Source organism: Actinotalea caeni (assembly GCF_009733795.1).
In the GTDB taxonomy this organism is placed as follows: Bacteria; Actinomycetota; Actinomycetes; order Actinomycetales; family Beutenbergiaceae; genus Pseudactinotalea; species Pseudactinotalea caeni.
Genome location: NZ_WNXX01000022.1, coordinates 16,704 through 40,750, shown reverse-complemented (window position 1 = coordinate 40,750; position 24,047 = coordinate 16,704). Strand labels below are relative to the sequence as shown.

Annotated in this window: 24 protein-coding genes and 1 tRNA gene; 13 read left to right on the top strand and 12 right to left on the bottom strand. The window is 74.5% G+C overall.

Going from position 1 to position 24,047, the window contains the following annotated elements; translation table 11 throughout:
- Nucleotides 1-111: 111 nt before the first annotated feature.
- Together GPA02_RS15720 and pgi are read right to left on the bottom strand one after the other, a co-directional pair.
- Nucleotides 112-540 (bottom strand): VOC family protein, encoded by a 429-nt coding sequence (locus GPA02_RS15720; RefSeq protein ID WP_156201388.1) that lies wholly within the window; start codon nucleotides 538-540, stop codon nucleotides 112-114.
- Between the two features lie 102 nt (nucleotides 541-642).
- Entirely contained in the window at nucleotides 643-2,349 is a 1,707-nt protein-coding gene (pgi, locus tag GPA02_RS15715) for a glucose-6-phosphate isomerase (RefSeq protein ID WP_156201387.1), read from the bottom strand.
- 165 nt (nucleotides 2,350-2,514) lie between these two features.
- On the opposite strand from pgi, the gene GPA02_RS15710 reads away from it, so the two are divergent.
- A tRNA-Gly gene (locus GPA02_RS15710) sits at nucleotides 2,515-2,585 on the top strand.
- A 250-nt stretch (nucleotides 2,586-2,835) separates the two neighbouring features.
- Here GPA02_RS15710 and GPA02_RS15705 read toward each other — a convergent pair.
- The 3 genes from GPA02_RS15705 to GPA02_RS15695 all read right to left on the bottom strand — a co-directional run bounded on the left by GPA02_RS15705 (nucleotide 2,836) and on the right by GPA02_RS15695 (nucleotide 5,027).
- The gene (locus tag GPA02_RS15705; RefSeq protein ID WP_156201386.1) at nucleotides 2,836-3,054 is read right to left on the bottom strand and encodes a hypothetical protein; all 219 of its coding nucleotides are present in this window, start codon (nucleotides 3,052-3,054) and stop codon (nucleotides 2,836-2,838) included.
- Nucleotides 3,055-3,119: 65 nt separating this feature from the next.
- A complete protein-coding gene (locus GPA02_RS15700; RefSeq protein WP_156201385.1) occupies nucleotides 3,120-4,484 on the bottom strand; it encodes a hemolysin family protein in 1,365 nt (454 codons plus the stop codon).
- Nucleotides 4,485-4,571: 87 nt separating this feature from the next.
- Nucleotides 4,572-5,027 (bottom strand): VOC family protein, encoded by a 456-nt coding sequence (locus tag GPA02_RS15695; RefSeq protein ID WP_156201383.1) that lies wholly within the window; start codon nucleotides 5,025-5,027, stop codon nucleotides 4,572-4,574.
- A 68-nt stretch (nucleotides 5,028-5,095) separates the two neighbouring features.
- On the opposite strand from GPA02_RS15695, the gene GPA02_RS15690 reads away from it, so the two are divergent.
- The gene (locus tag GPA02_RS15690) at nucleotides 5,096-5,989 is read left to right on the top strand and encodes an acyltransferase domain-containing protein (protein WP_156201381.1); all 894 of its coding nucleotides are present in this window, start codon (nucleotides 5,096-5,098) and stop codon (nucleotides 5,987-5,989) included.
- 33 nt (nucleotides 5,990-6,022) lie between these two features.
- Here the strand turns inward: GPA02_RS15690 and GPA02_RS15685 are convergent, their stop codons facing one another.
- A complete protein-coding gene (locus GPA02_RS15685; protein ID WP_156201379.1) occupies nucleotides 6,023-6,820 on the bottom strand; it encodes an endo alpha-1,4 polygalactosaminidase in 798 nt (265 codons plus the stop codon).
- A 33-nt stretch (nucleotides 6,821-6,853) separates the two neighbouring features.
- Between GPA02_RS15685 and GPA02_RS15680 the strand changes: the two genes are divergently transcribed.
- Nucleotides 6,854-7,318: a pyrophosphohydrolase domain-containing protein gene (locus tag GPA02_RS15680; RefSeq protein ID WP_156201377.1), complete on the top strand. Its 465-nt coding sequence runs from the start codon at nucleotides 6,854-6,856 to the stop codon at nucleotides 7,316-7,318.
- Here the strand turns inward: GPA02_RS15680 and GPA02_RS15675 are convergent.
- The 3 genes from GPA02_RS15675 to GPA02_RS15665 all read right to left on the bottom strand — a co-directional run bounded on the left by GPA02_RS15675 (nucleotide 7,311) and on the right by GPA02_RS15665 (nucleotide 9,386).
- The gene (locus tag GPA02_RS15675; protein WP_156201375.1) at nucleotides 7,311-8,012 is read right to left on the bottom strand and encodes a M50 family metallopeptidase; all 702 of its coding nucleotides are present in this window, start codon (nucleotides 8,010-8,012) and stop codon (nucleotides 7,311-7,313) included. The genes GPA02_RS15680 and GPA02_RS15675 overlap by 8 nt on opposite strands.
- A gap of 100 nt (nucleotides 8,013-8,112) precedes the next feature.
- Nucleotides 8,113-8,652 (bottom strand): DinB family protein, encoded by a 540-nt coding sequence (locus GPA02_RS15670; RefSeq protein WP_156201373.1) that lies wholly within the window; start codon nucleotides 8,650-8,652, stop codon nucleotides 8,113-8,115.
- 71 nt (nucleotides 8,653-8,723) lie between these two features.
- Complete coding sequence (locus tag GPA02_RS15665; protein ID WP_156201371.1) at nucleotides 8,724-9,386, bottom strand: hypothetical protein; 663 nt, start codon at nucleotides 9,384-9,386, stop codon at nucleotides 8,724-8,726.
- Nucleotides 9,387-9,625: 239 nt separating this feature from the next.
- Here GPA02_RS15665 and GPA02_RS15660 point away from each other — a divergent pair, with 239 nt between their 5' ends.
- Genes GPA02_RS15660 through GPA02_RS15650 form a run of 3 tightly spaced genes read left to right on the top strand, consistent with a single transcriptional unit; the run spans nucleotide 9,626 to nucleotide 13,592 of the window.
- Nucleotides 9,626-12,124, top strand: coding sequence for a circularly permuted type 2 ATP-grasp protein (locus GPA02_RS15660; RefSeq protein WP_156201369.1), 2,499 nt, complete (start codon nucleotides 9,626-9,628; stop codon nucleotides 12,122-12,124).
- Nucleotides 12,121-13,104: a transglutaminase family protein gene (locus tag GPA02_RS15655; protein WP_156201367.1), complete on the top strand. Its 984-nt coding sequence runs from the start codon at nucleotides 12,121-12,123 to the stop codon at nucleotides 13,102-13,104. Before GPA02_RS15660 ends, GPA02_RS15655 begins: the two co-directional genes overlap by 4 nt.
- Before the next feature lie 20 nt (nucleotides 13,105-13,124).
- Entirely contained in the window at nucleotides 13,125-13,592 is a 468-nt protein-coding gene (locus GPA02_RS15650) for a PPOX class F420-dependent oxidoreductase (protein ID WP_156201365.1), read from the top strand.
- A 12-nt stretch (nucleotides 13,593-13,604) separates the two neighbouring features.
- Here GPA02_RS15650 and map read toward each other — a convergent pair whose 3' ends face one another.
- The gene (gene map, locus GPA02_RS15645; RefSeq protein WP_156201362.1) at nucleotides 13,605-14,372 is read right to left on the bottom strand and encodes a type I methionyl aminopeptidase; all 768 of its coding nucleotides are present in this window, start codon (nucleotides 14,370-14,372) and stop codon (nucleotides 13,605-13,607) included.
- A 946-nt stretch (nucleotides 14,373-15,318) separates the two neighbouring features.
- Between map and GPA02_RS15640 the strand changes: the two genes are divergently transcribed.
- The 6 genes from GPA02_RS15640 (at nucleotide 15,319) to GPA02_RS15615 (ending at nucleotide 19,578) form a co-directional block, all read left to right on the top strand.
- Nucleotides 15,319-15,732: a (deoxy)nucleoside triphosphate pyrophosphohydrolase gene (locus tag GPA02_RS15640; RefSeq protein WP_240134088.1), complete on the top strand. Its 414-nt coding sequence runs from the start codon at nucleotides 15,319-15,321 to the stop codon at nucleotides 15,730-15,732.
- A 68-nt stretch (nucleotides 15,733-15,800) separates the two neighbouring features.
- On the top strand, nucleotides 15,801-16,391 hold the full coding sequence (locus GPA02_RS15635; RefSeq protein ID WP_156201358.1) for a TetR/AcrR family transcriptional regulator: 591 nt from the start codon (nucleotides 15,801-15,803) through the stop codon (nucleotides 16,389-16,391).
- A gap of 48 nt (nucleotides 16,392-16,439) precedes the next feature.
- Nucleotides 16,440-17,153, top strand: a complete 714-nt coding sequence (locus GPA02_RS15630; protein WP_156201356.1) for a dienelactone hydrolase family protein — start codon at nucleotides 16,440-16,442, stop codon at nucleotides 17,151-17,153.
- A 45-nt stretch (nucleotides 17,154-17,198) separates the two neighbouring features.
- A complete protein-coding gene (locus GPA02_RS15625; protein ID WP_156201354.1) occupies nucleotides 17,199-17,885 on the top strand; it encodes an LmeA family phospholipid-binding protein in 687 nt (228 codons plus the stop codon).
- Nucleotides 17,882-18,829 carry a DUF3626 domain-containing protein gene (locus tag GPA02_RS15620; RefSeq protein WP_240134087.1) on the top strand — a complete coding sequence of 316 codons (948 nt, stop codon included), beginning with the start codon at nucleotides 17,882-17,884 and terminating at the stop codon, nucleotides 18,827-18,829. The genes GPA02_RS15625 and GPA02_RS15620 overlap by 4 nt, the downstream gene beginning before the upstream one ends.
- A 110-nt stretch (nucleotides 18,830-18,939) precedes the next feature.
- Nucleotides 18,940-19,578 carry a zinc ribbon domain-containing protein gene (locus GPA02_RS15615; protein ID WP_156201352.1) on the top strand — a complete coding sequence of 213 codons (639 nt, stop codon included), beginning with the start codon at nucleotides 18,940-18,942 and terminating at the stop codon, nucleotides 19,576-19,578.
- 46 nt (nucleotides 19,579-19,624) lie between these two features.
- On the opposite strand, the gene GPA02_RS15610 is transcribed toward GPA02_RS15615, so the two are convergent.
- Complete coding sequence (locus GPA02_RS15610) at nucleotides 19,625-21,742, bottom strand: S9 family peptidase (RefSeq protein ID WP_156201350.1); 2,118 nt, start codon at nucleotides 21,740-21,742, stop codon at nucleotides 19,625-19,627.
- A 93-nt stretch (nucleotides 21,743-21,835) separates the two neighbouring features.
- Between GPA02_RS15610 and GPA02_RS15605 the strand changes: the two genes are divergently transcribed.
- The gene (locus GPA02_RS15605) at nucleotides 21,836-22,015 is read left to right on the top strand and encodes a hypothetical protein (protein ID WP_156201348.1); all 180 of its coding nucleotides are present in this window, start codon (nucleotides 21,836-21,838) and stop codon (nucleotides 22,013-22,015) included.
- A 3-nt stretch (nucleotides 22,016-22,018) separates the two neighbouring features.
- Here GPA02_RS15605 and GPA02_RS15600 read toward each other — a convergent pair whose 3' ends face one another.
- Complete coding sequence (locus GPA02_RS15600; protein WP_240134086.1) at nucleotides 22,019-24,004, bottom strand: bifunctional copper resistance protein CopD/cytochrome c oxidase assembly protein; 1,986 nt, start codon at nucleotides 24,002-24,004, stop codon at nucleotides 22,019-22,021.
- Nucleotides 24,005-24,047 lie beyond the last annotated feature (43 nt).

The window sequence follows — 24,047 nt, the reverse complement described above, 5'->3', positions numbered from 1 at the left end:
CTGGCCGGCCTGCAGCGAGGGCGCGAGCTCGTACGCCGGTGCCGAGCTCGTACCGTGCACACCACGAGCTCGGCACCGGGGTACGAGCTCGTGCCCCGTGGCGGGCCGGGGTCAGGCGGCGGGCGCGCTGATGTTGATCATCCAGGTGACGCCGAAGCGGTCGGTGAGCATGCCGAAGGAGTCGCCCCAGGGCGCCTGCGTGAGCGGCTCGATGATCGTGGCGCCCTCGGCGAGGCCGTCCCAGTAGCCGCGCAGCTGGGCCTCGTCGTCGCCGGAGATCGAGATCGAGACGTTGCCGGCGCCGGGTGCGGGACTGCCGCCCGGGGCGTCGGCGACCATGAGCGCCAGCCCGCTCGGGCTCTCGAGGCAGCTGTGCATCACCTTGTCCCCCTCGCTCGGGTCGCCGCCCGCCTCGGCGGCGAACCCCGAGTCGGCGTAGGTCATGATGCTGGGCTCCCCGCCGAGCACGCGTGCGTAGAACGCCACCGCGTCGCGGGCCTCGCCCCCGAGGGTGATGTACGGGTTGAGCAAGCTGGCCATGGCGGTCTCCTCGATCCGGCCGAGCGCGTCGTCGCGTGCCTCCAGCGTCCCACCGGCGCGCGCGGGGCGGAAGGGGTCAGCGGGCCGACGGCGCGGCGGGTGTCACCGGCGCAGCTCGCGGTAGCGCCGGATCAGCGCCTGGGTCGAGGGGTCCTGGGCGGCGAGGGCGTCGTCGTCGCCGGTGACCGCGGGCGCGATCTCGAGCGCGAGCTTCTTGCCGAGCTCGACGCCCCACTGGTCGAAGGAGTCGATGCCCCACACGACGCCCTGCACGAACGTGATGTGCTCGTAGAGCGCCACGAGCTGACCGAGCACCGACGGCGTGAGCGCGGGGGCGAGGATCGACGTCGTCGGGCGGTTGCCGGGGAAGGTGCGTGCGGCGACGACCGCCGGGTCGGCGCCCTCCCCCATCTCCTCGGCGACCTCCTCGGCGGTCTTGCCGAAGGCGAGCGCGCGGGTCTGGGCGAAGAAGTTCGCGAGGAACAGCGCGTGCACGTCGATCGTCTCGTCGCCGTTGCTGCCGGTGTCGACGAGCGGGTGGGCGGGGGTGGCGACGGCGATGAAGTCGGCCGGGATCAGGCGGGTGCCCTGGTGGATCAGCTGGTAGAAGGCGTGCTGCCCGTTGGTGCCCGGCTCGCCCCAGAACACCTCGCCGGTGTCGTAGCCGACGCCGGCGCCGTCGCTGCGCACGGACTTGCCGTTGGACTCCATCGTGAGCTGCTGGAGGTAGGCGGCGAAGCGGTGCAGGTGCTGGGCGTAGGGCAGCACGGCGTGGGTGTGCGCGCCGAGGAAGTTCGTGTACCAGACGTTGAGCAGCCCCATGAGGACGGGGACGTTGCGCACGAGGTCCGTGGTGGCGAAGTGGACGTCGACGGCGTGGAAGCCGGCGAGCATGTCGGCGAACGCCTCCGGGCCGATGGCGATCGCGAGGCTGAGCCCGATCGCGGAGTCCATCGAGTAGCGGCCGCCGACCCAGTCCCAGAACCCGAACGCGTTGGCGGGGTCGATGCCGAAGTCGGCGACCTTGTCGAGCGCAGTCGAGACGGCGACGAAGTGCTTGGCGACGGCGGCGCTGCGGGCGGTGTCGGTGTCCTCGATGGCGCCGGCCTCCTGCAGGCCGCGCCACAGCCAGGCGCGCGCGAGCCGGGCGTTGGTGAGCGTCTCGAGGGTGCCGAACGTCTTGGACGCGACGACGAAGAGGGTGGTCTCGGGGTCGAGGTCGGCGGTCTTCTGCGCGATGTCGGTGGGGTCGATGTTGGAGACGAAGCGGCAGCGCAGGCCGGCCTGGACGTAGGGCTGCAGCGCCTCGTACGCCATCACGGGGCCGAGGTCGGAGCCGCCGATGCCGATGTTGACGACGGTCTCCACACGCTTGCCGGTGACGCCGGTCCACTCGCCCGAGCGCACCTGCTCGGCGAAGGCGTACATCTTGTCGAGGACCTCGTGGACGTCGTGGTCGACGTCCTGGCCGTCGACGACGAGCCGCGGCTCGGCGCCCCGGGGGCGGCGCAGGGCGGTGTGGAGGACGGCGCGGTCCTCGGTGGTGTTGATGTGCTCGCCGGCGAGCATCGCGCCGATGCGGTCGCGCAGGCCGACGTCCTCGGCGAGCTGCACGAGCAGCGACAGCGTCTCGTCGGTGGCGAGGTTCTTGGAGAGGTCGACGTGCAGGTCGGCGAGCTGGTGGCTCATCCGCTGCGCCCGCTCCGGGTCGGCGTCGAACCAGCCCCGCAGGTCGGGCACGAGCTCGTCGCGGTGCCGGGCGAGGTCGGCCCAGGCGGGCGTAGTGGTCGGGTCGATGGGTGCGCTCACGTCAGCTCCTGCCGTCCAGATGCGTCGACGCGATCAATCTAGACGGCCACCGCACGCGCCGCGCGGGCTGCCCGCCGGCTGGTTCACCGGGTGGCGGGCCGGGTTGAGATCGCGCCCGTGGGACTGGGTACACTGACCACTGCTGCGGGCCAGGGGCCCGCGCACGCGGGTGTAGTTCAATGGTAGAACTTCAGCTTCCCAAGCTGACAGCGCGGGTTCGATTCCCGTCACCCGCTCGCATGACAAGGCCGCCCGACGAAGTCGAGGCGGCCTTCGTCATGCGAGCGCGGTGCCGGGACTCGGGAGGAGGAGCGCCCGGCGAGGAACGAGCCGGTCGCGACGACGGCTCCCGTCACCCGCTCCATGCGAAGGCCGCCCGACGACGTCGAGGCGGCCTTCGTCATGCGAGCGCGGGGGCGGGACTCGGGAGGGCGGCTGGGCTCGGGAAGAACGGACCGCCGCGCGGTTGCCCGGCTCCGCCGCGACTCACCTGCTGCGTGGCGGCACCCTCGGCGCCGCCCCGTCGCGCCGGGGCCGCGGGCCGCGGGGTCTCCTGTCGAGCCACACGCAGGCGGCCACGACCACTGCCACGACCACGGCGACCTCCAGCACCGCGAGGGTGTGCTGGAGCCACGGCGGCAGCCCGTCGGTCGCGCCTGTCGCCGCGCCGGTCCCCGCGGTCGGCCAGCCGGTCGTCGTCACCATGGGGCGAGCCTGACCGGCCCCGCTTTCACGGCGCTTTCCTGGCTCCGCGACCGGCGTGGACCGACCTACTCGGCGGGTGGCCCCTCGCCGTCGCCGGCGGGCACGGGCGAGACCCGCACCCGGACGATGCGGTTGCCGTCGATCTCCGTCACCTCGATGCGGTGGCCGTCGATCTCGACGACGTCGCCCACCGCAGCCACCCGTCCCAGCCGGTCGAGCACGAACCCCGCGACGGTCTCGTAGTCGCCCTCGTCGGGCAGCTCCAGACCGCTCGCCTCGGCGAAGTCCTCGAGGTTGAGACCCCCGTCGAGCGACACCTCGCCGGTCGGGAGCCGCCGCCCGGCGGCGCGCGCGCCACGGTCGAACTCGTCGTCGATCTCCCCCACCAGCTCCTCGACGAGGTCCTCGAGCGTGACGATGCCGTCGGTGCCGCCGTGCTCGTCGATGACGAGGGCGATGTGGATCCGCTCGCGGCGCATCATCGCCATCGAGGGCAGCAGCGCGTTGGTCGAGGGCAGCACGAGGATGCGCCGCACCAGGTCCCGCACGGTGCGCGGCTCTCCGGTGAGCTCGGCGACCGGGTGGGCGCCGCTGTCGTCGTCGCCCGCGTGCGCGCCGAGGTCGGCGAGCAGCAGGTCGCGCACGTGCACGAAGCCCAGCACGTCGTCGAAGTCGGTGCCGATGACCGGGAATCGGGAGTAGGGCTGCTGGACGATCTCGCGGATCGCGTCGTCGAGGTCCAGGTCGGCACGCAGGAAGACGACGTCGTGCCGCGGCCGCATCACCTCGCCCAGCGTGTGCTCGGTGGCGTCGAAGACGTCGCCGAGGATCTTGCGCTCGTCGGCCGGCAGCGACTGGTTGGTGATGACGAGGTCGCGCAGCTCCTGCTCGGTCATCTGCTCGCCGGTGGCCCTCGGGTCGCCGCCGAGCAGCCGCACGACGACGTTCGTCGAGCTCGACAGCAGCCAGATGACCGGGCGCATGATGCTCGCGAACCGGTCCAGCGGCGGCCCGACGGCGAGCGCGATCGTCGACGCGCGCTGCAGCGCGAGCCGCTTCGGGACCAGCTCCCCCAGCACCAGCGAGAGGTAGGCGATGAGCAGCGTCATCACGACGAACGCGACGTTGTCGGCGGCCGCCTGCGGCAGCCCGAGCGCGACGAACGCGGGCGCGACGGCGGGCGCGATCGTCGAGGCGCCGTAGGCGGCCGAGAAGAACCCGGCCACCGTGACACCCACCTGGACCGCGGAGAGGAACCGGTTCGGGTTGCGCGCGACGGCGGCGACGCGCGCACCCCGGGCGCTCTGCTTCTCGAGCTGGCCCAGCTGGCTCTCGCGCAGGGACACCAGCGCGAGCTCGGTCCCTGCGAACACGCCGCCGATCAGGATGAACACCAGCACGAGCGCGATGTTCGTGAGCAGACCGTCCATCAGGTCGCGGTCGCCCGTCTCTCAGGGTCCATGGCCGACACGCTATCCGACGCGCCCTCGCGGCCCACGTGGCCGCGGCGCCGCTCGTCAGCGGCCGGTCGCGAACCCGTCGCGCGCGGTGCGCTCCTCGCGGGACTCCAGCTCCTGGAACAGGGTGATCTGCAGGCCTGCAGGCGCGTCGAGACGCGAGTTCAGCGACCGCCACGGCGTCTCGACCGGCTCGGCGACGACCGTGGCGCCCGCCTCGGCGAGCTCCGCCGTCGCCGTGGCGGCGTCGTCGACCTCGAAGGCGAGCCGGATCCGCTGGCTGGGCCGCCCGCCCGCCTCGACGCGGTCGATCGCGCGCTTGTGAGCGGGGCTCGCGATCTCGAGCGTGGCGACGCCGGCCTCGAGGATCGCCACCCGGTCCTCCTCGCCCTCGGCGAACGCCGCCTCCTCGGGCATCCCGAGCACGTCGCGGAAGAAGTGGACGGCGGCGTCGTAGTCCTCGGCCTCGACGACGACACGCAGCTGGCGGACCTTGGCGGGTGCGGGATCGGTCATGCCCACGCAACGTGCGTCCACCGGCGAGCATTCCGCACGAGCCCGCCGATCTCGTAGCGTGTGTGCCCGTGATCGACTCGACGGAGGTCCGGCGCCGGCTGGCCGACGACGCGCTGCCCGAGCTGCTGGTGCACCTCGGCTTCCGGGACGACGACGCCGTCGACGCGGTCGCCGCGGCCACCACGGTGCGGCGACGCCCGAGCGAGCTCGCGCAGGTCGCACGGTTCGCGTCGCTGCTCGCGGCCGGCGTGGGACGGTTCCGCCCCGACGAGGCGCCTGACCCGTGGGAGCAGCTGCCGTCGGACCGCGAGGACCTGGCGCTGCTCGCGCTGCTCGCCTCGGTGCCGGAGGTGCGCGCCGAGCACGCGCGCCGGCGCATCCCCGACGAGGTGTCCTGGCGGTCGCTGTCCGACCTCGGCCAGCAGGTCTCCGTCAACCGGCGCACGCACGGCCGGTTCGGGCTCGACACCTACGGGTGGATGCGCACCGCGTGGTCCGGCGGGCTGATGTGGCTCGGCCGGTTGCAGATGGTGCCGAAGCCGACGACGACCGGTTGGGTCCTCGACACCCACATCCCGGCCACCGGGCCGCTGACCCCGGAGAGCGTCGACGACTCCTTCGCGCGCGCCGTGGGGTTCTTCCGCCGCCACTTCCCCGACTGCCCGGCGACCGCGTTCGCGTGCACGAGCTGGCTGCTCGACCCGACGTTGGCGGAGGTGCTTCCCGAGTCGTCGAACCTCGCCCGGTTCCAGCGCCGCTGGACGCTCGTCGGGCAGGGCTACCAGGCCGACGAGAGCGTCCTGTACTTCGTGTTCAACCGCCGCGCGGACCCCGAGCGGGAGATCGACCACGAGGCGCTGACGCCGACCTCCCGGCTGCAGGAGGTCGTGCTCGAGCGGTGGCGCTCCGGGCAGCACTGGTCGGTGTGGTCCGGCACCGCGCCGCTGCCGCAGGTCGACTGACGCCACCGCCGACCGATGGCCGGACGGCGCCGCTCAGCAGGTGCCGTGCACGTACCCCGGGTCGTCCGGTGTGACGAGCTCGCGGTCACGCAGCACGACGCCCGCGACGTCGCCGATCGCGGCGCACGCCGCCGCCAGCCCCTCCTCGGTGTGCTCGACGGCGTAGACCCGGCCGTCGTAGGTGTCGACGAAGGCCTGGCACTCGTCGTGCTCGCCGCACTCCTCGACGATCGCGAACCCGAAGCCGATCTCGGTGCGCGCGACGTCCAGCAGCTCGGGGGTGTTCTTCTGCGCCACCGCGAGCCCGAGCGAGGTGGCCTCCTCGACGACGAGCCGCGCGTAGGCGACCGCGTCGTCGCGGTCGAACGGCGCGTCCGGGTACCGCAGCCAGGTGTCGAGGTTGTCGAGCTCGACCGCCTGGAAGCCGCGCACCACGCACTCCTCCAGACGGGCGGTGAGGAACTCGACCGCGAGCCGCCGCTGCCGGTTGCTGCTGATGTCGACCGGGTGCTCGCCCGGCCAGGCCGGGTCCTCGCCCTCGAACCAGATCGTCCCCGGCGGCCAGTTGCTCGCGTGGTCGGGGTGCCCCTCGGCGGCCTCCGTCTGGAAGGCGTTGAGGTAGCAGACCGAGTACGCGTCCGGCTCCGCCTCGCCGTCGCGCCACTGCCGCACGACGAGCTCGGCACCCTCCGGCAGCGGGTAGTCGCCGCCCAGCTGGTAGTCGAGACCGACCCCCGGCGGCGGCTGCACGGGCTCGGGCGCGGGCGAGCAGGCGGCCACCGTGAGCACGAGCGCCCCGGCGAGCACCGCCGTCGTCCATCTCCCGCGCACCGGCCCAGGGTACGGCTCGCCTACCGTGGGCGGATGGACGGACGCGACCCCGAGGCCCTGGTGCGGCAGTTCCACGCCACCTACGACGTCCCGGTGGCCGACGGCGCCGCGAGCGTCGCGACGGACCGTGTGCACATGCGGATGGCGCTCGTCGCCGAGGAGTTCGCCGAGCTGGTCGCCGCCGTCTACGGCGCTCGCGCCGGCGAGCACGTCGCCGCCGCGTTCGCCGCGGCCGTCGCCGACGACGACGGCACGCGCGACGTCGTCGCGGCGGCCGACGCGCTGGCCGACCTCGTGTACGTCGTCTACGGGATGGCGCTGGAGTGCGGCATCCCGCTGCCCGAGGTGCTGGCCGAGGTCCACGCCTCGAACCTGTCGAAGCTCGGCGCCGACGGTCGGCCGGTCCACCGCGCCGACGGCAAGGTCCTCAAGGGGCCCTCCTACGCGCCGCCCGACGTCGCCGGCGTGCTCGCGCGGTCCGCCGAGCGGCTCACCTGACCGCGTCGAGGACCACCCAGGCCGCGCCCGCGCACACGAGCACGAACGTCGCGAGCCACACCACGCGCGGCAGCCGGGTCAGCCGCGCCAGCACCCGGGCGTCGTTGCCCGGGCTCGGGTCGCGCGCCGCGACCACCACGTGCCGCCAGGCGCCGACCAGCAGCACCGCCGCGGCGCCGACGAGCACCTGCGCCTGCAGGTGCGCCTCGCCCCACCACCACAGCGCCACGACACCCGCGAGCGTGCCGACCGTGACGACGCCGGTCAGCACCGAGCGCACCCGCACCAGCGCCACGACGAGCACGAGCCCGAGCACGGCGAGCACGGGCGCGGCCCAGCCACGGCCGGTGGCGGCCGCCAGCCCGGCGGCCAGCAGGGCCGGCGCCGGGTACCCCGCCCAGGTGGTCGCGGCGAGCCCGGGCCCACGGCCGCGACCGTGGGTGACCGCGTGCCCGGACGCGTCGCCGCGCAGCACGAAGCCGGTGAAGCGGCGGCCCACCGCCACCCCGACCACCGCGTGACCCAGCTCGTGCACCAGCGTCACGCCCAGCCGGGCGACGCGCCACGCCTGCGGCACGAGCACGACCGCGAGCGCGACGGCGGCCACCACCGCCAGCTCGGTGCCCCCGAGCACGACCGGGTCGCCGGGGCGCACGCGCCGCAGCGCCTCGGCCACCCAGGAGCTGGCGGACATCCCCCGAGTGTAGGAAGCGGCCCGGCGCGCGGTCGCGGCCCCGTCGGCCCTGAGGAGATCACCCCATGCGACCGTCGTCGACCCTCGGGCTACCGGAGGGTCATCGCCCTCCGGCCACGGCGCCGACGTCGTGCAGGTGGTGCTCGAGGTCGTGCAGCGCGTAGACGCCGAGCGTCCACGCGGTGAACACCGACCCGTTGCTGCGCAGCCCCGGCCGGTCCCACTCCTCGTCGGCCACGGCGCCGTAGGCGGCGGCGAGGGCGCCGACGGCGGCCTGCAGCTCGGTGGTGACGCGGGCCGGGTCGGTGCTCGGGTAGTCGCCCTCGACGGCGGCCGCGTCCTGGTCCCAGCTCGGGAATCGCGGGTCGTCCTCGTCGAGGATGAGGCGCAGCCGCGCCGCCATCACCCCGGCGACGTCGCGCACGTGCGCGGCGTACTCGGTGGGCGACCACACGGTCGGGTCGGGGCGGTCGCGCGCGTCGGGGCGGGCGAGCCGGTCGGGCCAGGGGGCCGCGGCGGCCGCGATCCTCGCGGGCAGCGTGCCGCGCGTGACCGAGCCCGGGTCGAACCCGCACTCGGGACAGGGGCGCTCGACGACCCAGGTCCAGTCCTTGGTGTCGGGGGTGATCGGTGTGCTCATGGACTCACCCTGCCGCGCGCGGGCGGTCGCCGGCGGGCCGGACGGCGGTCGTCTCGCCGGCGGGTGCGCGCTCAGCCAGCGGCCCGCACCAGGCCGCGCCAGTCGTCGGCGACGAGGTCGGGCGCCTCACCGGCCTGGACGAGGTGGCGCGCGAACGAGACCGCCTCCCGCAGGAGGGCCTCGAGGCGGTCGTCGGCGTCGGGGACGCACGCGACGGCCAGCGCCGTCACGGCGACCTCCAGCAGCGCATGGGCCGGCGACTGCCGGTGCGGCACCGAGACCCGGCCGAGGAAGCGGGCAGCCCACCGGTGCGCGTCGGGGACGTCGCGCAGCGCCGCACGGGCACGCGTGCGCAGCTCGGGCGAGGCGGTCGCGCCGTCCGTCTCGAGCAGCCGCAGCGTGCCCACGGCGAGCGCGCGCTGGTGGGAGGCGGCGACCACCCTGATGCTGTGGTCGACCGCGAGCAGGGCGAGGTCGCCCGCGAACGTCGGCGGCATCCCGGTGACGCCGACGACCGACGGCACGAGCGGCGCCAGGGACGGCCGGGCGCCGTCCGACATCGCGTCGTTGACCATGCGGGCGAGGCCCGCGAGCGACGGGTCGGTGCACGCCGGTGCGTCGCTCCAGCGCTCACCGGCGAGGTAGGAGGCGAGCTCCATGAAGCACGCACCCCGGCGGGGGCTGCGGTGCCGGCCACGCGCGAGCATGGGGAGCAGGTCAGGGGACGTGGTCACGGTGGCCTCCTGGGTCGGAGATCGTGCTCCCAGTGTGCCCCGGCGCCCGCGGTTGCGCCAGGGAGATGCGGGGGACCGACCGATCGCGGGGATCGCGGGCGCGCCGCCGGCGGCGTCGTCGGGCGCGTCCCGGCGCGGCGCGGTGGACACCGTGGCACCGCGTGGCAAATCACCCGTAAAGTGATGAGTGGAGCGTCTCGCACGCCCCTCCCGACCTTTACCGCTCCTTGGAGAACCGCGTGACCGACCTCCTCGCGTCCTACCGCGCGGCCGGGCCGGGCCACGACGAGATGCTCCAGTCGACCGGGGCCACCCGGGCCGCGTGGGACCAGATGGCAGCGCTCGCGGGGCTCGACTCCTGGGACCGGCTGCGGCTGCGCAGCGACGACGTCGTCACCCTGCTGGAGGACCACGGCGTCCGCTACGGCACCGACCCCGACGACGTGCCGTGGCCGCTCGACCCCCTGCCGGTCATGATCGACGAGGAGGAGTGGACCGACCTCGAGGCGCGGCTGCGCCAGCGCGCGGAGCTGCTCGACGCCGTCCTCACCGACCTGGTGACCGACCGACGGCTGCTCTCATCCGGGCTGCTGCCCGCCGAGATCGTGCTCGCCCACCCGGGCTTCCTCCGAGCCGCCGACGGCATCACGATCCCCGGCCGCCACCAGCTGTTCACCCACGCGGCCGACGTCGTGCGCAACGCCGACGGCGCCTGGGCGGTGCTGGCCGACCGCACCCAGGTGCCCGGTGGCATGGGGTACGTCATGGAGGACCGGCGGGTCGTGGCACAGGTGCTCGCGGGTCTGTACCGGCAGGCCCGCATCCGGCGCGTCGGGCCGTTCTTCCACGCGATGCGGCAGGGCCTGCACGAGGTCGCGCCGGTCGGCTCCGACGACGACCCACGGATCGTCCTGCTCACGCCCGGCCCCGACTCTCCGACCGCGTTCGACCACGGCTACCTCGCGACGATGCTCGGGCTCCCGATGGTCGAGGGCGAGGACCTCACGGTGGCCGACGGCCGCGTCTGGATGCGCTCGCTCGAGGGGCGCGAGCCCGTCGACGTCGTCGTCCGCCACGTCGACGGCGCGCACTGCGACCCGCTCGACCTGCCCGGCGGCTCGCGGCTCGGCGTGCCCGGTCTGGTGGAGGCGGCGCGCACCGGCAGCGTCACCGTGGTCAACCCGCTCGGCTCCGGGGTCCTGGAGAACCCCGCGCTGCTCACCTACCTGCCGCGGCTGTGCCGCGAGCTACGCGGCGAGGAGCTCGCGCTCGCGTCCGCGGTCACCTACTGGTGCGGCGAGCGGTCGATGTGCTCGCACGTCATCGCCAACCTCGACCGGCTGGTCATCAGCACCACGACGCCCGGCAGCACGCCCGTGCACGGGTGGGAGCTGTCGACCTTCGAGCGGGCCGACCTCGCGGCGCGGATCTCGCAGACGCCGCACCTGTGGGTCGGCCAGGAGCCGACCGAGGCGTCGACCACCCCGACCGTGGGCGACGGCCGGCTCGACGCCCGGCCGACCGTGCTGCGCACCTTCGCGGTCGCGCGGCAGCAGGGCTACCAGGTGATGTCCGGCGCGCTCGCGCGCGTGACGACGGCGGGCGGCCGCGCCGAGGAGCTCGTGCGCGCCCCGCTCGGCGGCGGCGTCAAGGACGTCTGGGTGCTCGCCGCCGAGCCGCAGCCGCTGACCGAGCCCTGGCCGGAGGAGGACGCGACGCCGATCGCCCCGCGGGGCCGGTGGGCGAGCGCGATCAGCCCGGGTGCCGCCGAGGAGCTGTTCCGGCTCGGCCGCCGCACCGAGCGCGCCGAGGCCACGGTGCGGCTCGTGCGGGCGGTGGCCGACCGGTGGGAGGACTACCACCAGCTGCCCCGCTCGCCGGGCGGCCGTGCGCTGGCCGTCCTCATGGACGCAGTCGCCGAGGTCGTCGGCGAGGGCACGCTCACCGAGCTCGTGCTCGACGAGGACCGGCCCGGTTCGGTGGCCCACGCCGTCGACGGCGTCGCCCGGGCGGCGAGCGCCGTGCGCGACCAGCTCTCCGCGGACACCTGGCTCGCGCTCTCCGGCGTCGTGCGGGCGCTCAACAAGGAGCGGGCGCGACAGCTGCGCGACTCCGGCGAGGGCCTCGGGCTCGGCCGCGTGCTCGCACGCTGCCTCGAGGGGCTGCTGGCGATGGCGGGCATCGCGAGCGAGTCGATGGTGCGCGACGTCGGGTGGTGGCTCATGGACGTCGGCCGCCGCATCGAGCGCGCCCAGCGGCTGGTCGCGACGCTGCAGGCGACCGTGACGACGAGGCGGACCGCGATGGTGGACGCGATGGTGCTGGAGTCGGTGCTGATCGCGCACGAGTCGGTGATCACCTACCGGCGCCGGTCGCAGACGCAGGCCCGCCCGGACGCCTTCCTCGACCTGCTGCTCCTCGACGAGTCCAACCCCCGTTCGCTCGCCTACCAGCTCGAGGAGATCCGCGCCGACCTCCTCAGCCTGCCCGCGAGCGGCAGCCGCGTCGCCGCGCGCGACCAGCTGCTCACGGACCTGCACGACCTGCTCGCCGAGCTGGACCCCGCGGCCGCGATCGTCGTCGACGCCGATGGTCATCGGCCCCGGCTCGCCGAGGTGCTGGAGTCGCTGCGGTGGCGGCTGGAGGAGCTCGCCGGCGAGATCGCCCGCGTCCACTTCCGGCACCCCACGGCCAGCCCGTGGGCCGACGCCGCCGAGTGGGGCGGAGGTGCGGGATGAGCGACGCGCGCGAGGCACGCCACTACCGGCTCACGCACCTGACGACCTACACCTACCCGCAGGAGGTCACCTCCTCCTACGGCCGGGCGGTGCTGCTGCCGCGGCCGGGTGGCGGGCAGCAGGTGCACGCCAGCCGGCTCGACGTCACCCCCGCGGCCGCCGAGGTGCGCGACCACCGCGACTACCACGGCAACACCTCGACCTACTTCCACGTCACCGAGCCGCACACCGAGCTGCAGGTGCGCTCGTCGTCGGTGCTGACGGTCACCCGCCGCCGCGCGGAGCGTTCGCGGCTGCCCAACGTGCCGTGGGAGCTCGCGGCGCAGGCCGTCCGCACGGTGCTCGCACCCGACGCCCGCAGCAGCGGCAGCACGGCCGGTGCGCTCGCGATCGCGGAGTCGCGGCTGGCGTCGCCGCTGGTCGACGTCGGCGAGGAGGTCCGCGCCTACGCCGCACCCAGCTTCGGCCCGGGTCGGCCGCTGGCGGACGTGGTGCTGGACCTGACCAGCCGCATCCACGCCGACTTCGAGTACCGCACCGGCTCGACGACGGTGCGCACCCGGCTGCCGGAGGTGCTCGAGCGCCGCACCGGGGTGTGCCAGGACTTCGCGCACCTGCTGATCGGGTGCGCCCGATCGATGGGCCTGGCGGCGCGGTACGTGTCGGGGTACATCGAGACCCGGCCCGCACCGGGCCGCCCGAAGCTGCGCGGCGTCGACGCGTCGCACGCGTGGGCCGCCGTGTGGATCCCAGGCGGCGGCTGGCTGCACGTCGACCCCACCAACGACCAGGTGATCGACAACCGCTACGTCGTGCTCGGCTGGGGTCGCGACTACCGCGACGTCTCGCCGCTGCGCGGCATCGTCTACACCGAGGGCTCGGGCTCGCAGCTGAACGTCGGCGTCGACCTGTGGCCGATCGAGCCGGAGGAGCTCGACGCCCAGGTCGCGGAGGTCGAGGCGGGGGTGCCCGCGACCTGAGGTTCTGCCAGGCTGGGGGCATGCCTCGACAGATCGCGACGACCAGCACCGTCGACAGGGCCGGCATGGAGGAGTTCGTGCGGCCCCGCCACCACGGCGTCCTCATGACGACCCGCGCCAACGGCGGCCCCCAGCTGTCGCCCGTGACGATGGGCCTGTCGTCCGACGGCAAGGTCGTCGTCTCGACGTACCCCGACCGCGCCAAGGCCGCCAACCTGCGACGCCGGCCCGCCGCGTCGGTGTGCGTGCTCTCCGACGAGTTCAACGGCGCCTGGATCCAGCTCGACGGCACCGCGGAGGTCATCGACCCGCCGGACTCGGTGGATCCGCTGGTCGAGTACTACCGGTGCATCGCGGGCGAGCACCCCGACTGGGACGAGTACCGCGAGGCCATGCGCAGGCAGGCCAAGTCGCTCATCCGCATCACGATCGAGCGCTGGGGCCCCATCGCCACCGGCGGCTTCCCCGCCCGGCTCGCCGAGGACTGAGGTCGCGCCGGCTCAGTCGCGCGCGGTCAGCACGATCGGTCCCTCGTGGGTGATCGCGACCGTGTGCTCGGAGTGCGCACCCCGGGAGCCGTCGACGCTGCGCAGCGTCCAGCCGTCGGGGTCGGTGTAGATCTGGTCGGTGCCGAGCATGAACCAGGGCTCGATCGCGATGACCAGGCCGGGGCGCAGCGGCAGCCCGCGGCCGGCGCGGCCCGCGTTGGGGACGTGCGGCTCGCCGTGCATCGTGCGGCCGACGCCGTGGCCCCCGAAGTCGGTGTTGACGCCCCAGCCGTGCGCCGTCGCGACCGCGCCGATCGCGGCGGCGATGTCGCCGATCTTGTTGCCGACCTGCGCGACCTCGATCGCCCGCTCGAGCGCCTCCTCGGTGGCGGCGATCAGCTCGAGGTCCTCCTGGCGCGGCGTGCCGACGACCACGCTGAGCGCGGAGTCCGCCACCCACCCGTCGACGCTCGCCGCGAAGTCGACCGAGAGCAGGTCGCCGTCGGCCAGCTCGTAGTCGTGCGGGAGTCCGTGCAGCACGGCGTCGTTCACCGAGGTGCACAGCACCTTGCCGAAGGGGCTCGCACCGAACGAGGGGTGGTAGTCGATGTAGCAGGACGTCGCACCCGCGCGCCGGATCATGTCGTGCGCGAGCTCGTCGAGCTCGAGCAGGTTGACGCCGACGGCGGCCTTCTCCTTGAGCGCGGTCAGCACCTCGGCCACGAACCGGCCGGCCGGTCGCATCGCCTCGATCTCACGCGGGGACTTGAGCTCGATCACCAGGCAAGGGTACGGGGCGCGGTCGGTGGAGGCGGACCGCGGCGCCGTCGACCCTGCGCCCGGGGCCCGGCGCGCGCGTGTCGCTGCTCCTGCCCCCGGTCATCGTCGGTCACACTGGTGCCCGAGCAAGCAGCCCGCGCAGCAGTGCCCGGGCAAAGCGAAGGCCCCTCGGAGTAGGCGTCCGAGGGGCCTTGCTTCGTTCGTCCGGATCAGGTGGCCGAGGGATGAGCCACCGGCCGGGTCCAGCACCCCGAGGGGTCCTGGTCCCCCGCCGAAGCGGGTGGCCGTCCGGATGAACTCCTGCCGGGCCGTTCGATGCGGGTGTCATCCAGCACCCCGGCGCCGAGAGCCGAAGCCCTGCGGCACCGCCATCGTCGGTGTCCGACCGGTCTCGTGAACGATCCTCGGACTCGGTCCGGAGCGAGCTCCGTTGTCCTCGTCCGCCCCCGCCGCGGTCTCCCGCTGCGAGGGGCCGATCACACCCACCGGGTGCGAGCTGGTCCACCTTCGTCGGTCCCGGCTCCCCGTGCCTCCCAGGTCTCCCTGGGCGACTCGGATCACCGCCGAACCCGCGTCCGGTGGGGCTCTCACCCCGCTTCGTGATCGACCGGGTCGATCTCGATGGACAAGTTCTAGTCCTGCGCTCCTGAGCTCCGCAAGAGGGTTCGGAAACCATTTTTTTATCCCCACATGACGCACAGGTGGATCCACAGGTCGACCTGGCACAACGCCCTTTGTCCACACAGGTGTGCACGAAATTTGTGGACAGCGCCCTCGTGCGCGCCCGGCCGGACCCTCTCGACGGCTCCTGCGCGAGCGGTGTGTGAACGGTGGATGAACTACTCACAGCGGTGGACACAGCATGTGGAGACCCGCGACCGTGCGCGCCGGCACCCGAGCCCTGCACGTGCGAGGTGCGTGCGCGCGCGCCCGTAGGATCGTGCCCGTGCGAGCTCCCCTGGTCGTCGCGGCGGCGGTCGTCGACGACCTCGAGCACCCGACCCGGCTGCTCGCCGCGCGCCGCAGCGCCCCGAAGACGCTCGCCGGGCGCTGGGAGTTCCCGGGCGGCAAGGTCGAGCCCGGCGAGGCCGACGTCGACGCCCTGCACCGCGAGCTCGACGAGGAGCTCGGCGTCGCCGCCACCCTGGGCGAGCGCATCCTGGCCCCGGGCGGGGCCGACTGGGTCGTGACCAAGGGCTACTGGATGCGGCTGTGGTTCGCGGTGATCGATCGCGACCCGGAGCCGCTGCTCGACCACGACGAGCTGCGGTGGCTCTCGCGTGCCGAGCTCTACGACGTCCCCTGGCTCGACGCCGACCTGCCGATCGTCGACGTCGTCGCGGCGCGCCTGCAGGCCTGACCGGCTGCACCAGCGCGGCGTTTCCAGACAGATTCGGCCGCCACGTCACGACGTGGCAGGATGCTCGGGTGCCCAAGATCATCGGCTCCACCCTGGCCGAGCACCGTGAGCAGGTGCGCTGCCGGCTGTTCCGCGCGCTCGCCCAGCTCATGGACACCGCGGGGTTCGACACCCTGACGATGTCCGACATCGCGGCGGAGGCGGGCGTGGGCCGGACCTCGGTCTACAACCACTTCGCCGACAAGGAGTCGCTGCTCCTCGCCTACATCGAGCACGAGACGTCGACGTTCCTCGCCCAGCTGCGCGAGGCCCTCGCGACGGTCACCGACCCCGAGGAGCGCCTGCGCGTCTACGTGCGCCAGCAGGTGCAGCTCAAGGCCACCTATCACCTGGCCCCGGGCCCGGACCTCCGCTCGATCGTGTCCCGCGAGACGCTGCGGCGGCTGCGTGAGCACGTCCGCGAGGTGGAGCGGCTGCTGCGCGAGATCCTCACCGACGGGATCGAGGCCGGGCGGCTCCCGGACCAGGACCTCGACGCCGTCGTGCCGCTCGTGCACGCGTGCCTCACCGGCCGCGACGTCCCGCGCGAGCCGCACGAGCGCCAGCGTGCGCTCGTCGCCACCGAGGACTTCGTGCTGCGCGCGGTCGGCGCCGCCTGACACCGGTCCCGCGGCGGTGCGCCCGCGCCATGTCCTAGGGTCGCGTGCATGAGCAGCGCCGCCGCAGCCGACCAGCCCGACGACGTGATCGGGGTCGAGGTCCCCGGGGGCACGCTGCCGGTGCAGGTGTGGCGCCCCGACGGCGGCGACGGCCCGCGGGTCGTGCTCGTGCAGGAGATCTTCGGCATCTCGCCGTACATCACCGACCGGGCGGCCGACCTCGCGGCCGCGGGGTACGTCGTGCACGTGCCTGACCTCTACTGGCGCCTCGGCGAGCCGCCGCTCGACGAGAGCGCGCCCGACCTGCTCGCGCAGGCGATGGCGCGCGCGCAGGCGCTGCCGTGGGACGACGCGGTCGGCGACACCGCCGCCACGGTGGCCACGCTGCGCGCGGACGCCGCCGTCGGCCTCGTGGGGTTCTGCTACGGCGGCGGCGTGGCGTTCGCGACGGCCGCCCGGCAACCGGTCGACGCGCTGGTCTGCTACTACGGCAGCGCGCTGCCCTCCCTGCTCGATCTGGCGCCGACGGTGACCGCGCCGTCGCTGCACCACCTCGGGGAGGCCGACACCTACATCCCGATGCCGACCGTGGAGGCGATCCGGGACGCCGTCGTGCGCGAGGGCGCCGAGCTCCTCACCTACCCCGGCGCCGGGCACGCCTTCGACAACACCCGCCCCGAGTTCCACCACCCCGAGGCGTCGACGCTGGCCTGGCGCCGCACGCTGGAGTTCCTGGCCCGGCACCTGCCCGCCGGTCGCTGACGCGCCGACGAGCCGACCCGCCGACGAGCCGCCTACGGTGAGGGCATGCGTCGCCTGAGGTCGGCCCTCGCCGTGCTCGTGGCACTGGGTCTGCTCGCCGGTGCCGCGTGGCTGGCCGACGGCTGGGTGCGGTCGGAGGTCGAGAGCCGCATCGAGACCGCCGTGCTCGCCGAGCTCCCGGAGATCGAGAGCGGTGTCGAGGCGCGGCTCGGCGGCACCTTCGCGATCCCGCAGCTCGTCGCCGGCCGTCTCGACGACGTGACGGTCACCGCTCCCGAGGCGGTCGTCGACGGCGTCGCGCTCGCCGACGTGCGTATCGAGGCCACCGGCGTGCCGATCCGCGGCGAGCGGGCGATCGCGTCGGTCCACGCGACCGGCACCGTCCCGATCGAGACCGTGCTGGCCGCCGTCGAGCGCCGGGTCCGGCTGCCCGACGGCGTCACGCTCGAGCTGCACGAGGGTGAGATCGCCGCCGTCGCGAACGTCCTGGGTGTGCCGCTGGAGGCCTACGTGGTGCTCGCGGCGGAACCCCGTGCGATCGTCGTGGACCTCGACCGGCTGGTGCTCGGCGGCGCGACCGTCGACCCCGACGACGTGCCGCTCGACCTCGACGGGTTGCTGAGCACCGTCGTCGACCTCGAGGTGCTGCCGCCCGCGGTCGAGCTCACCTCGGTCGAGGTGACGCCGGCGGGGGTGGTCGTCGAGCTGGCCGGCAACGACGTCGAGCTGTGAGCCGGGTGCAGCGCGCGCTGGCCGCGGTCGAGCGCCGGGCCGGGCAGGCGCCCGCCGACGCACCGGACCGCTCGGTGCTCGAGCGCGCGGTGCTGACCGTGACGTTCCACCCCGACCGCCCGGCGCGTGACGGCCGGACGGCCGCCGAGGCCCTCGCCGACGACGGCGTCTACCGCACCCAGTTCGAGACCGGGGTCTCCTCTGGCGGCCTCGACGAGGTCCTCGCCGGGGCCCGCCGGCGGTGGGAGCAGGCGATGTTCGACGGCGCCTACGACGACGCGAGCCCCGCCGAGCGTCCGCGCTACGGCGGTCTCGACCTGCTCCCCCACCCCGACGGCGCCTGCCCACGCTTCGGCTCGACGCACCTGCGGCTGCGCCCGCACGTGCTGTCGCGCGCGACGTTCAGCTGGGGCGACAGCGTCCTGCTCCCGACCGCCGTCGGGACCTGGGACCGGATCGAGCCCGTGCTGGCGGCCGCGGCCGCCGCCGACGCCCCCGAGCTGGCGGGGAGGCGGCGGCCGGGCCCGGAGCGGCTGGACCACTACGTCGAGGCCCAGGTGCACGGCGGGCTGCACCTGAGCGACGTCGAGGCGGTCGTGACCGACCCGAGCTACCGGGGCACCGCCGTCGAGCGGCACCTCGCCGCGGCGTGCGAGCGGTACGGCGCCGCGCTGCGGTGGCACGACGGCTACGCGCTGCCCCTCGACGCCCTCGACGAGGCCTTCCGCGGCCCCGAGCCGGTCCGCCTGGCACGCACGGCCTGTGAGCGGCTGGGCGGCGACGTCCTCGACCCGGCGCTGCTCGGGCGCGCTGCGGTGTCGATCCTGGCCGATCCCGGGACGTGGCACGACGAGGGCGCCGTCACCGCGCTGCAGCACCTCAAGTACCTCTGGCACCACCTCGCGGCGTTCGGCTACCGAGGCGACGGGGCGCCCGGCACCTGACCGGCGGGCACCTCTGCCCGGAAACCTCCGCCGCGTGCGGCGCCGTGGCGACGGGCGTCTCGGCTAGCGTGCAGGGCACCACATCCGTCGTGTCGAGAGAGAGTCTCTGCGTGTCCGAGGTCGTCCCCTTCACCGACAACATCCGCGACCTGTCCAACCGGGACGGCTTCCAGTTCGAGTTCCGCTGCGAGCGCTGCGGCAACGGCTACCGGTCGGCGTTCCAGCGCGACGTCGTGCAGACCGGGCAGACGATCGCCCGCGGGGTCGGTCGGCTGCTCGGCGGGTCGCTCGGCAACCTCGGCTACGCCGCGGAGAGCCTGCTCGACCGGTCGACCAACTCCAGCGGCAAGGATCGCGCGATGCGCCAGGCGGTCGCCGAGATCGCGCCGCGGTTCCAGCAGTGCCGCGGCTGCGGCTCGTGGGTGTGCGTCGACGTGTGCTGGAACGGCGAGGTGGGCCAGTGCGCGCGCTGCTCGCCGGTCGTCACCGAGGAGCTCGCCCAGCTGCAGGCCGAGGCCCGCCGTCGGCAGCTGCGCGAGCGGCTCGACACCGTCGACATGGTGGGCGGGCTGCCGCTGGCGCAGCAGGCGCAGCCCCGCTGCCACGGGTGCGGCGCGCAGTCCACCGGCGGGAAGTTCTGCGCCGAGTGCGGCTCACCGCTCGCCCTGACCAAGGCCTGCCGCGAGTGCACCGCGGAGAACGCCTCCTCCGCCCGCTTCTGCGCCGAGTGCGGCTCGCCGTTCGGGTGACGCCGCCGAGGTCGGCGGCGTCACCGCGTCGGGCGGGTCTCGCCGGTCAGCCGAGCGACTCCGGGTAGGTCGCCGGCTCGCCGTGCACGTGCTCGCCGAGAAAGGCGAGCACGACCTGGTACCAGACCTTGGCGTGCTGCGGCGTGAGCACCCAGTGGTTCTCGTCCGGGTAGTAGAGGAACCGGTGCACGGTCGTGCCGTCCTCGCCCATGGGCAGCCCCGAGGCGGAGAGCAGGTCGTACCAGAGCCGCAGGCCCTCGCCGATCGGCACCCGGTAGTCCTTGTCGCCGTGCACGACGAGCACCGGCGTGCGGATGTCGCCGACGAACCGGTGCGGCGAGTTCTCCAGCGCCATCTGGGGCGACATCTCGCGACCCCAGTAGTAGGCGGCGTCCGTGGTGCCGCCGAAGGCGTCGAGCGCCCACAGGCTGGCGTGGGTGACGATCGCCTTGAAGCGGTCGGTGTGGCCGGCCACCCAGTTCGCCATGTAGCCGCCGAAGGAGCCGCCCATCGCGGCGGTCCGGGTCGCGTCGATCTCCGGCAGCTGCTCGGCGACGTCGGTCGCCGCCATCAGGTCGGTGAACGGCGCCTGGCCCCAGGCGCCCCAGCCGCGCTGGACGAAGTCCTGCCCGTAGCCGGTCGACAGCGCCGGGTCGGGCAGCAGCACCGCGTAGCCCTGCGCCACCAGCAGCCACGGGCACCAGCGCCACGACCACGCGTTCCACGACCCCAGCGGGCCGCCGTGGATCCACAGCACCATCGGCGCCGGGCTCTCCGCGGACGCCCCCTCCGGGAGCGCGAGCCACGACCGCACGCGGGTGCCGTCGGCCGCGGTGGCCTCGACCTCGCGCAGCGTGCCCGGGAGAGCGGGCCGCTCGGCCGGACCGCGCAGCGCCGTGACCTGGCCGGTCGCCAGGTCGATCCGCACGGGCTCGGCGGGGAAGGCATAGGAGCTGCGCAGCGCGTAGGCGGTCGCGCCGTCCGGGGCGACGACGACGTCGGTGTACGCCGCGTCGTCGGACGTCACCCGCTGCGGGGCGCCGCCGTCGAGCGGCACGCGGAAGACCGGGGCGCGGCCGTCGTCGTCGGCGACGACGAGCAGCGCGTCGGAACCGGGCAGCCACGTGATCGCACCCGGCCACCGGTCCCAGCCGGCGGCGAGTCGGCGCGGCTGGCTGCCGTCGACCCCGGCGAGCCACAGCGTCACGGTCGGCGCCTCCTGCGGCGTCGAGTGGCTCTCCCGCACGTACGCGACCTGCGTGCCGTCGGGGCTCAGGCGGGGCTGGAAGAGGTCGGCCGCGGGGTCGTCGACGATCCGGGTCCGGGTGCCGGTCGCCACGTCGATGCGCTCGATCACGCTGCGGACGCCGCCACGGGCCACCGGCACCGACAGGGTGGTCACGACGGTCGTGCCGTCGCGGCTGAGGTCCTGGCTGGACTCGACAAGCCCGGCACCGACGTCCGGGGTGAGGTCGCGCAGCTCGAGCGGGCCGTCGTCCTCGGCGGGGCGCACGTCGTCGGCCGCGGCCACGGCCGGGGTCAGGGTGCCGGCGAACAGCCGCGGTGCGTCCGGGCCGAGGTCGTGGTCCCAGTAGCGGATCGGGTAGCCGGCGTGCAGGATCGCCGAGACCTTGGTGTCGGAGCGCAGGTCGCGCAGCCGCTTCTCGCTCTCGGTGTCCGTCGCGCTCGGCATCGTCGCCGCGGAGACGAGCACGGTGGTGCCCTCGGCCGCGGTACGGACCGCGCCGACGCCGCCTGGCCGCTCCGCGAGCAGCCGCGCCTCGCCGCCGCTCGCGGGGAGCATCCACAGGGCGGGCTTGGCCTCGTCCTCGCCGACCTTGCCGTGCGGACGGCGCGCGACGAAGAGGAGGTCGCCGGAGGCGGTGAACCCGGCCTGGCTCTCGCCCTTGGCGCCACGCGTCAGCCGGCGGGCGGGCCGGGTACCGGCCGGGTCGATCTCCCACAGCGCGGTCACGTAGCCGGTGCTCTTCGCGTCGAGCGTGCTGACCCCGGTGACGAGCCGCGTGCCGTCGGGCGAGAGGGCCAGCGACCCCAGCCGCGGGAGCCCGACGTAGGCGTCGAGGTCGTGGAACGGCGTCTGCGGGTCGGCGCCGGTGCTGTCGGGGTCGGTCGGGCTCTCGTGGGGCCCCGTCGCGTCACTCATGCGCACGTTCCTATCACCCGGTCGCGGCGGCGAGGTATCAGAATCCGCGGCCGGCGCTCCTTCGCCTACGTCAGCCCCGACGAAGGATGGACGATGCCCGAGACCGCGACCGAGACGCTCGACGACGACGAGCTGGACCTGTCCCCCGAGGTGCTCACGCTGCTGATGCGCCGGCGCTCCGCGACCGCGGCGCTCGCCTCGCCGGGCAGCGGGCACGACGGCGACCGCCGCCACCGTCGCGCACCCACGCGCGGCCACCGCGCATCCGTCTGAGGGTCAGGAGCGCTCGCGCTCCGCGAGGTCGGCGAGCATGCGGTTGTACTCCTCGAGCTCGACGTCGCCGTCGCGGTCGGCCGCCCGGTCCTTGCGACGCGCCAGCCGTGCGTCGTCGCGCGCCCAGGCGAGCGCGAGCAGCACCGCCACCCCGACGGCGGGGATCTCGCCGATGCCCCAGGCGATCTCGCCCGCGGCGTGCTGGTCGGCGAGCGCGTCCACGCCCCACGGGAGGCCGAGCGCGCCGTAGTAGTCGGCCGCCAGCAGCTCGGTCATGGTCATCAGGGCGAGGCCGAAGAACGCGTGCGCGGCCATCGTGGCGAACAGCAGCAGGAGCCGCATCGGGTAGCCGGGGCGCTGCGGGCCGGGGTCGATGCCGATGAGGCCGTTGATGAAGAGGTACCCGCTGAGCAGGAAGTGCACGACCATGAGGATGTGCCCGATATGGGTGGTCGCGGCCAGCAGCAGCAGCGGCGAGAGGTAGAACCCGACCATCGTGGCGATGAAGACGACGGCCGCGACCACCGGCGTCGCGACGAACCGGCCCCACCGCGAGTGGACGATCCCGAGCAGCCACTCGCGCGGACCGTGCGAGCCGTCGGTGCGGGCGGGCAGCGCGCGCAGCGCGAGCGTGACCGGTGCGGCCAGCACCAGCAGGATCGGCACCACCATGACGTAGGCCATGTGGGCGGCCATGTGCACGCTGAGCATCACGTGCCCGTACACGGCGGGCGCGCCGAGCACGAGGTAGCCGAGCACCAGCGTGCCCGCCACCCAGGACAGCGTGCGCCCCAGCGGCCACCGGTCGCCCCGGCGCCGCAGCCGCAGCACCCAGCCCAGGTAGACGACCAGCATCGCGACGACCACGAAACCGAAGAACAGGTCCGGGTAGAACGCGGTGAGGATCGCCTCGGGCGTCGGCGTGGGCGGCGGCGGGCGGTCCGAGACGAGCTCGGTGGGGGTGAGCCGGCCGACCGGCTCCTGCAGCACCGGCGGCGCGCTGCCCGCGAGCGCGACGCCGAGCCCGCTGGCCAGCCCGACGAGGGCGACCTCGACGGCGATCAGGCGCCAGAACAGTCCGTCGCGACCCCGGCGCATCGCTGCGATCGTGCGGGTGCGGTGCCACCAGCCCGCGGCGCCGAGGGTCGCGAGCAGCGCGATCTTGCCCAGCAGCACCCAGCCGTAGCGGGTGCCGAGCGCGACCGGCGACCCGACCCGGATCCACGCGCTGGCGGTGCCGGAGACGACGACGAGGGCGAAGCACCACACCGCGACCGCGGAGAACCGCTGCGCGACGTCGGCCGCCGTCGCGCCGAGCCGTCGGGCGGTCAGCGCGAGCACCGCGAGGCCGCCGGTCCAGACGGCGGAGCCGAGCACGTGGCCGAAGACGCCGTTCATCCCGAGCTCGTGGTTGCTGCTGCCGGCGGCGTGGCCACCCGCGGCGTCCGGCACCAGGGCCGCCACCCCCAGCACGAGCGCGGCGAGCGCGGAGCGGTGCCCGGCGACGGCGACGCACGCCAGCGCGACCAGCGCCGCCAGCACCGCGCTCACCAGCTGTGCGCGGCCGCTGGAGATCTCGCCGAGGTAGTAGCCGAGCTCGTTGCCGAAACCGGCCCCGCCGATCGGACGGCCGGCCACCAGCGCGTAGCCGAGCACGAGGTCGAGCACCGACAGCAGCGCCCACACCGGCCCCGCGACCGCGACGAGGCCCGTCGTCGTCCGGCGCGCGGCGCCGTCGGGCAGCACGAAGGCGAGCATCACGAGGCCGCCCAGCGTCGCGGCCTGAGCGAGCTGGATGAGCACACCCACGAGCGGCTCGCCCCACCGCACCAGCGCGCCCGGGTCCCCGACGAGGGTGGGCGCGCTCGCCCCCGTGAGCGCGAGCCCCACCAGGGTCGCGAGCAGGGCCGCGGGCACCGCTGCGACGGCCCACGGCCACACGGTCGTCGCGCCGCCCGCAGGCGCGCCGACGGGCTCGGCACTGCTCACCGGGGCAGGGTAGCCCGGCGTGGACCATCGGTACGCAGGGCGG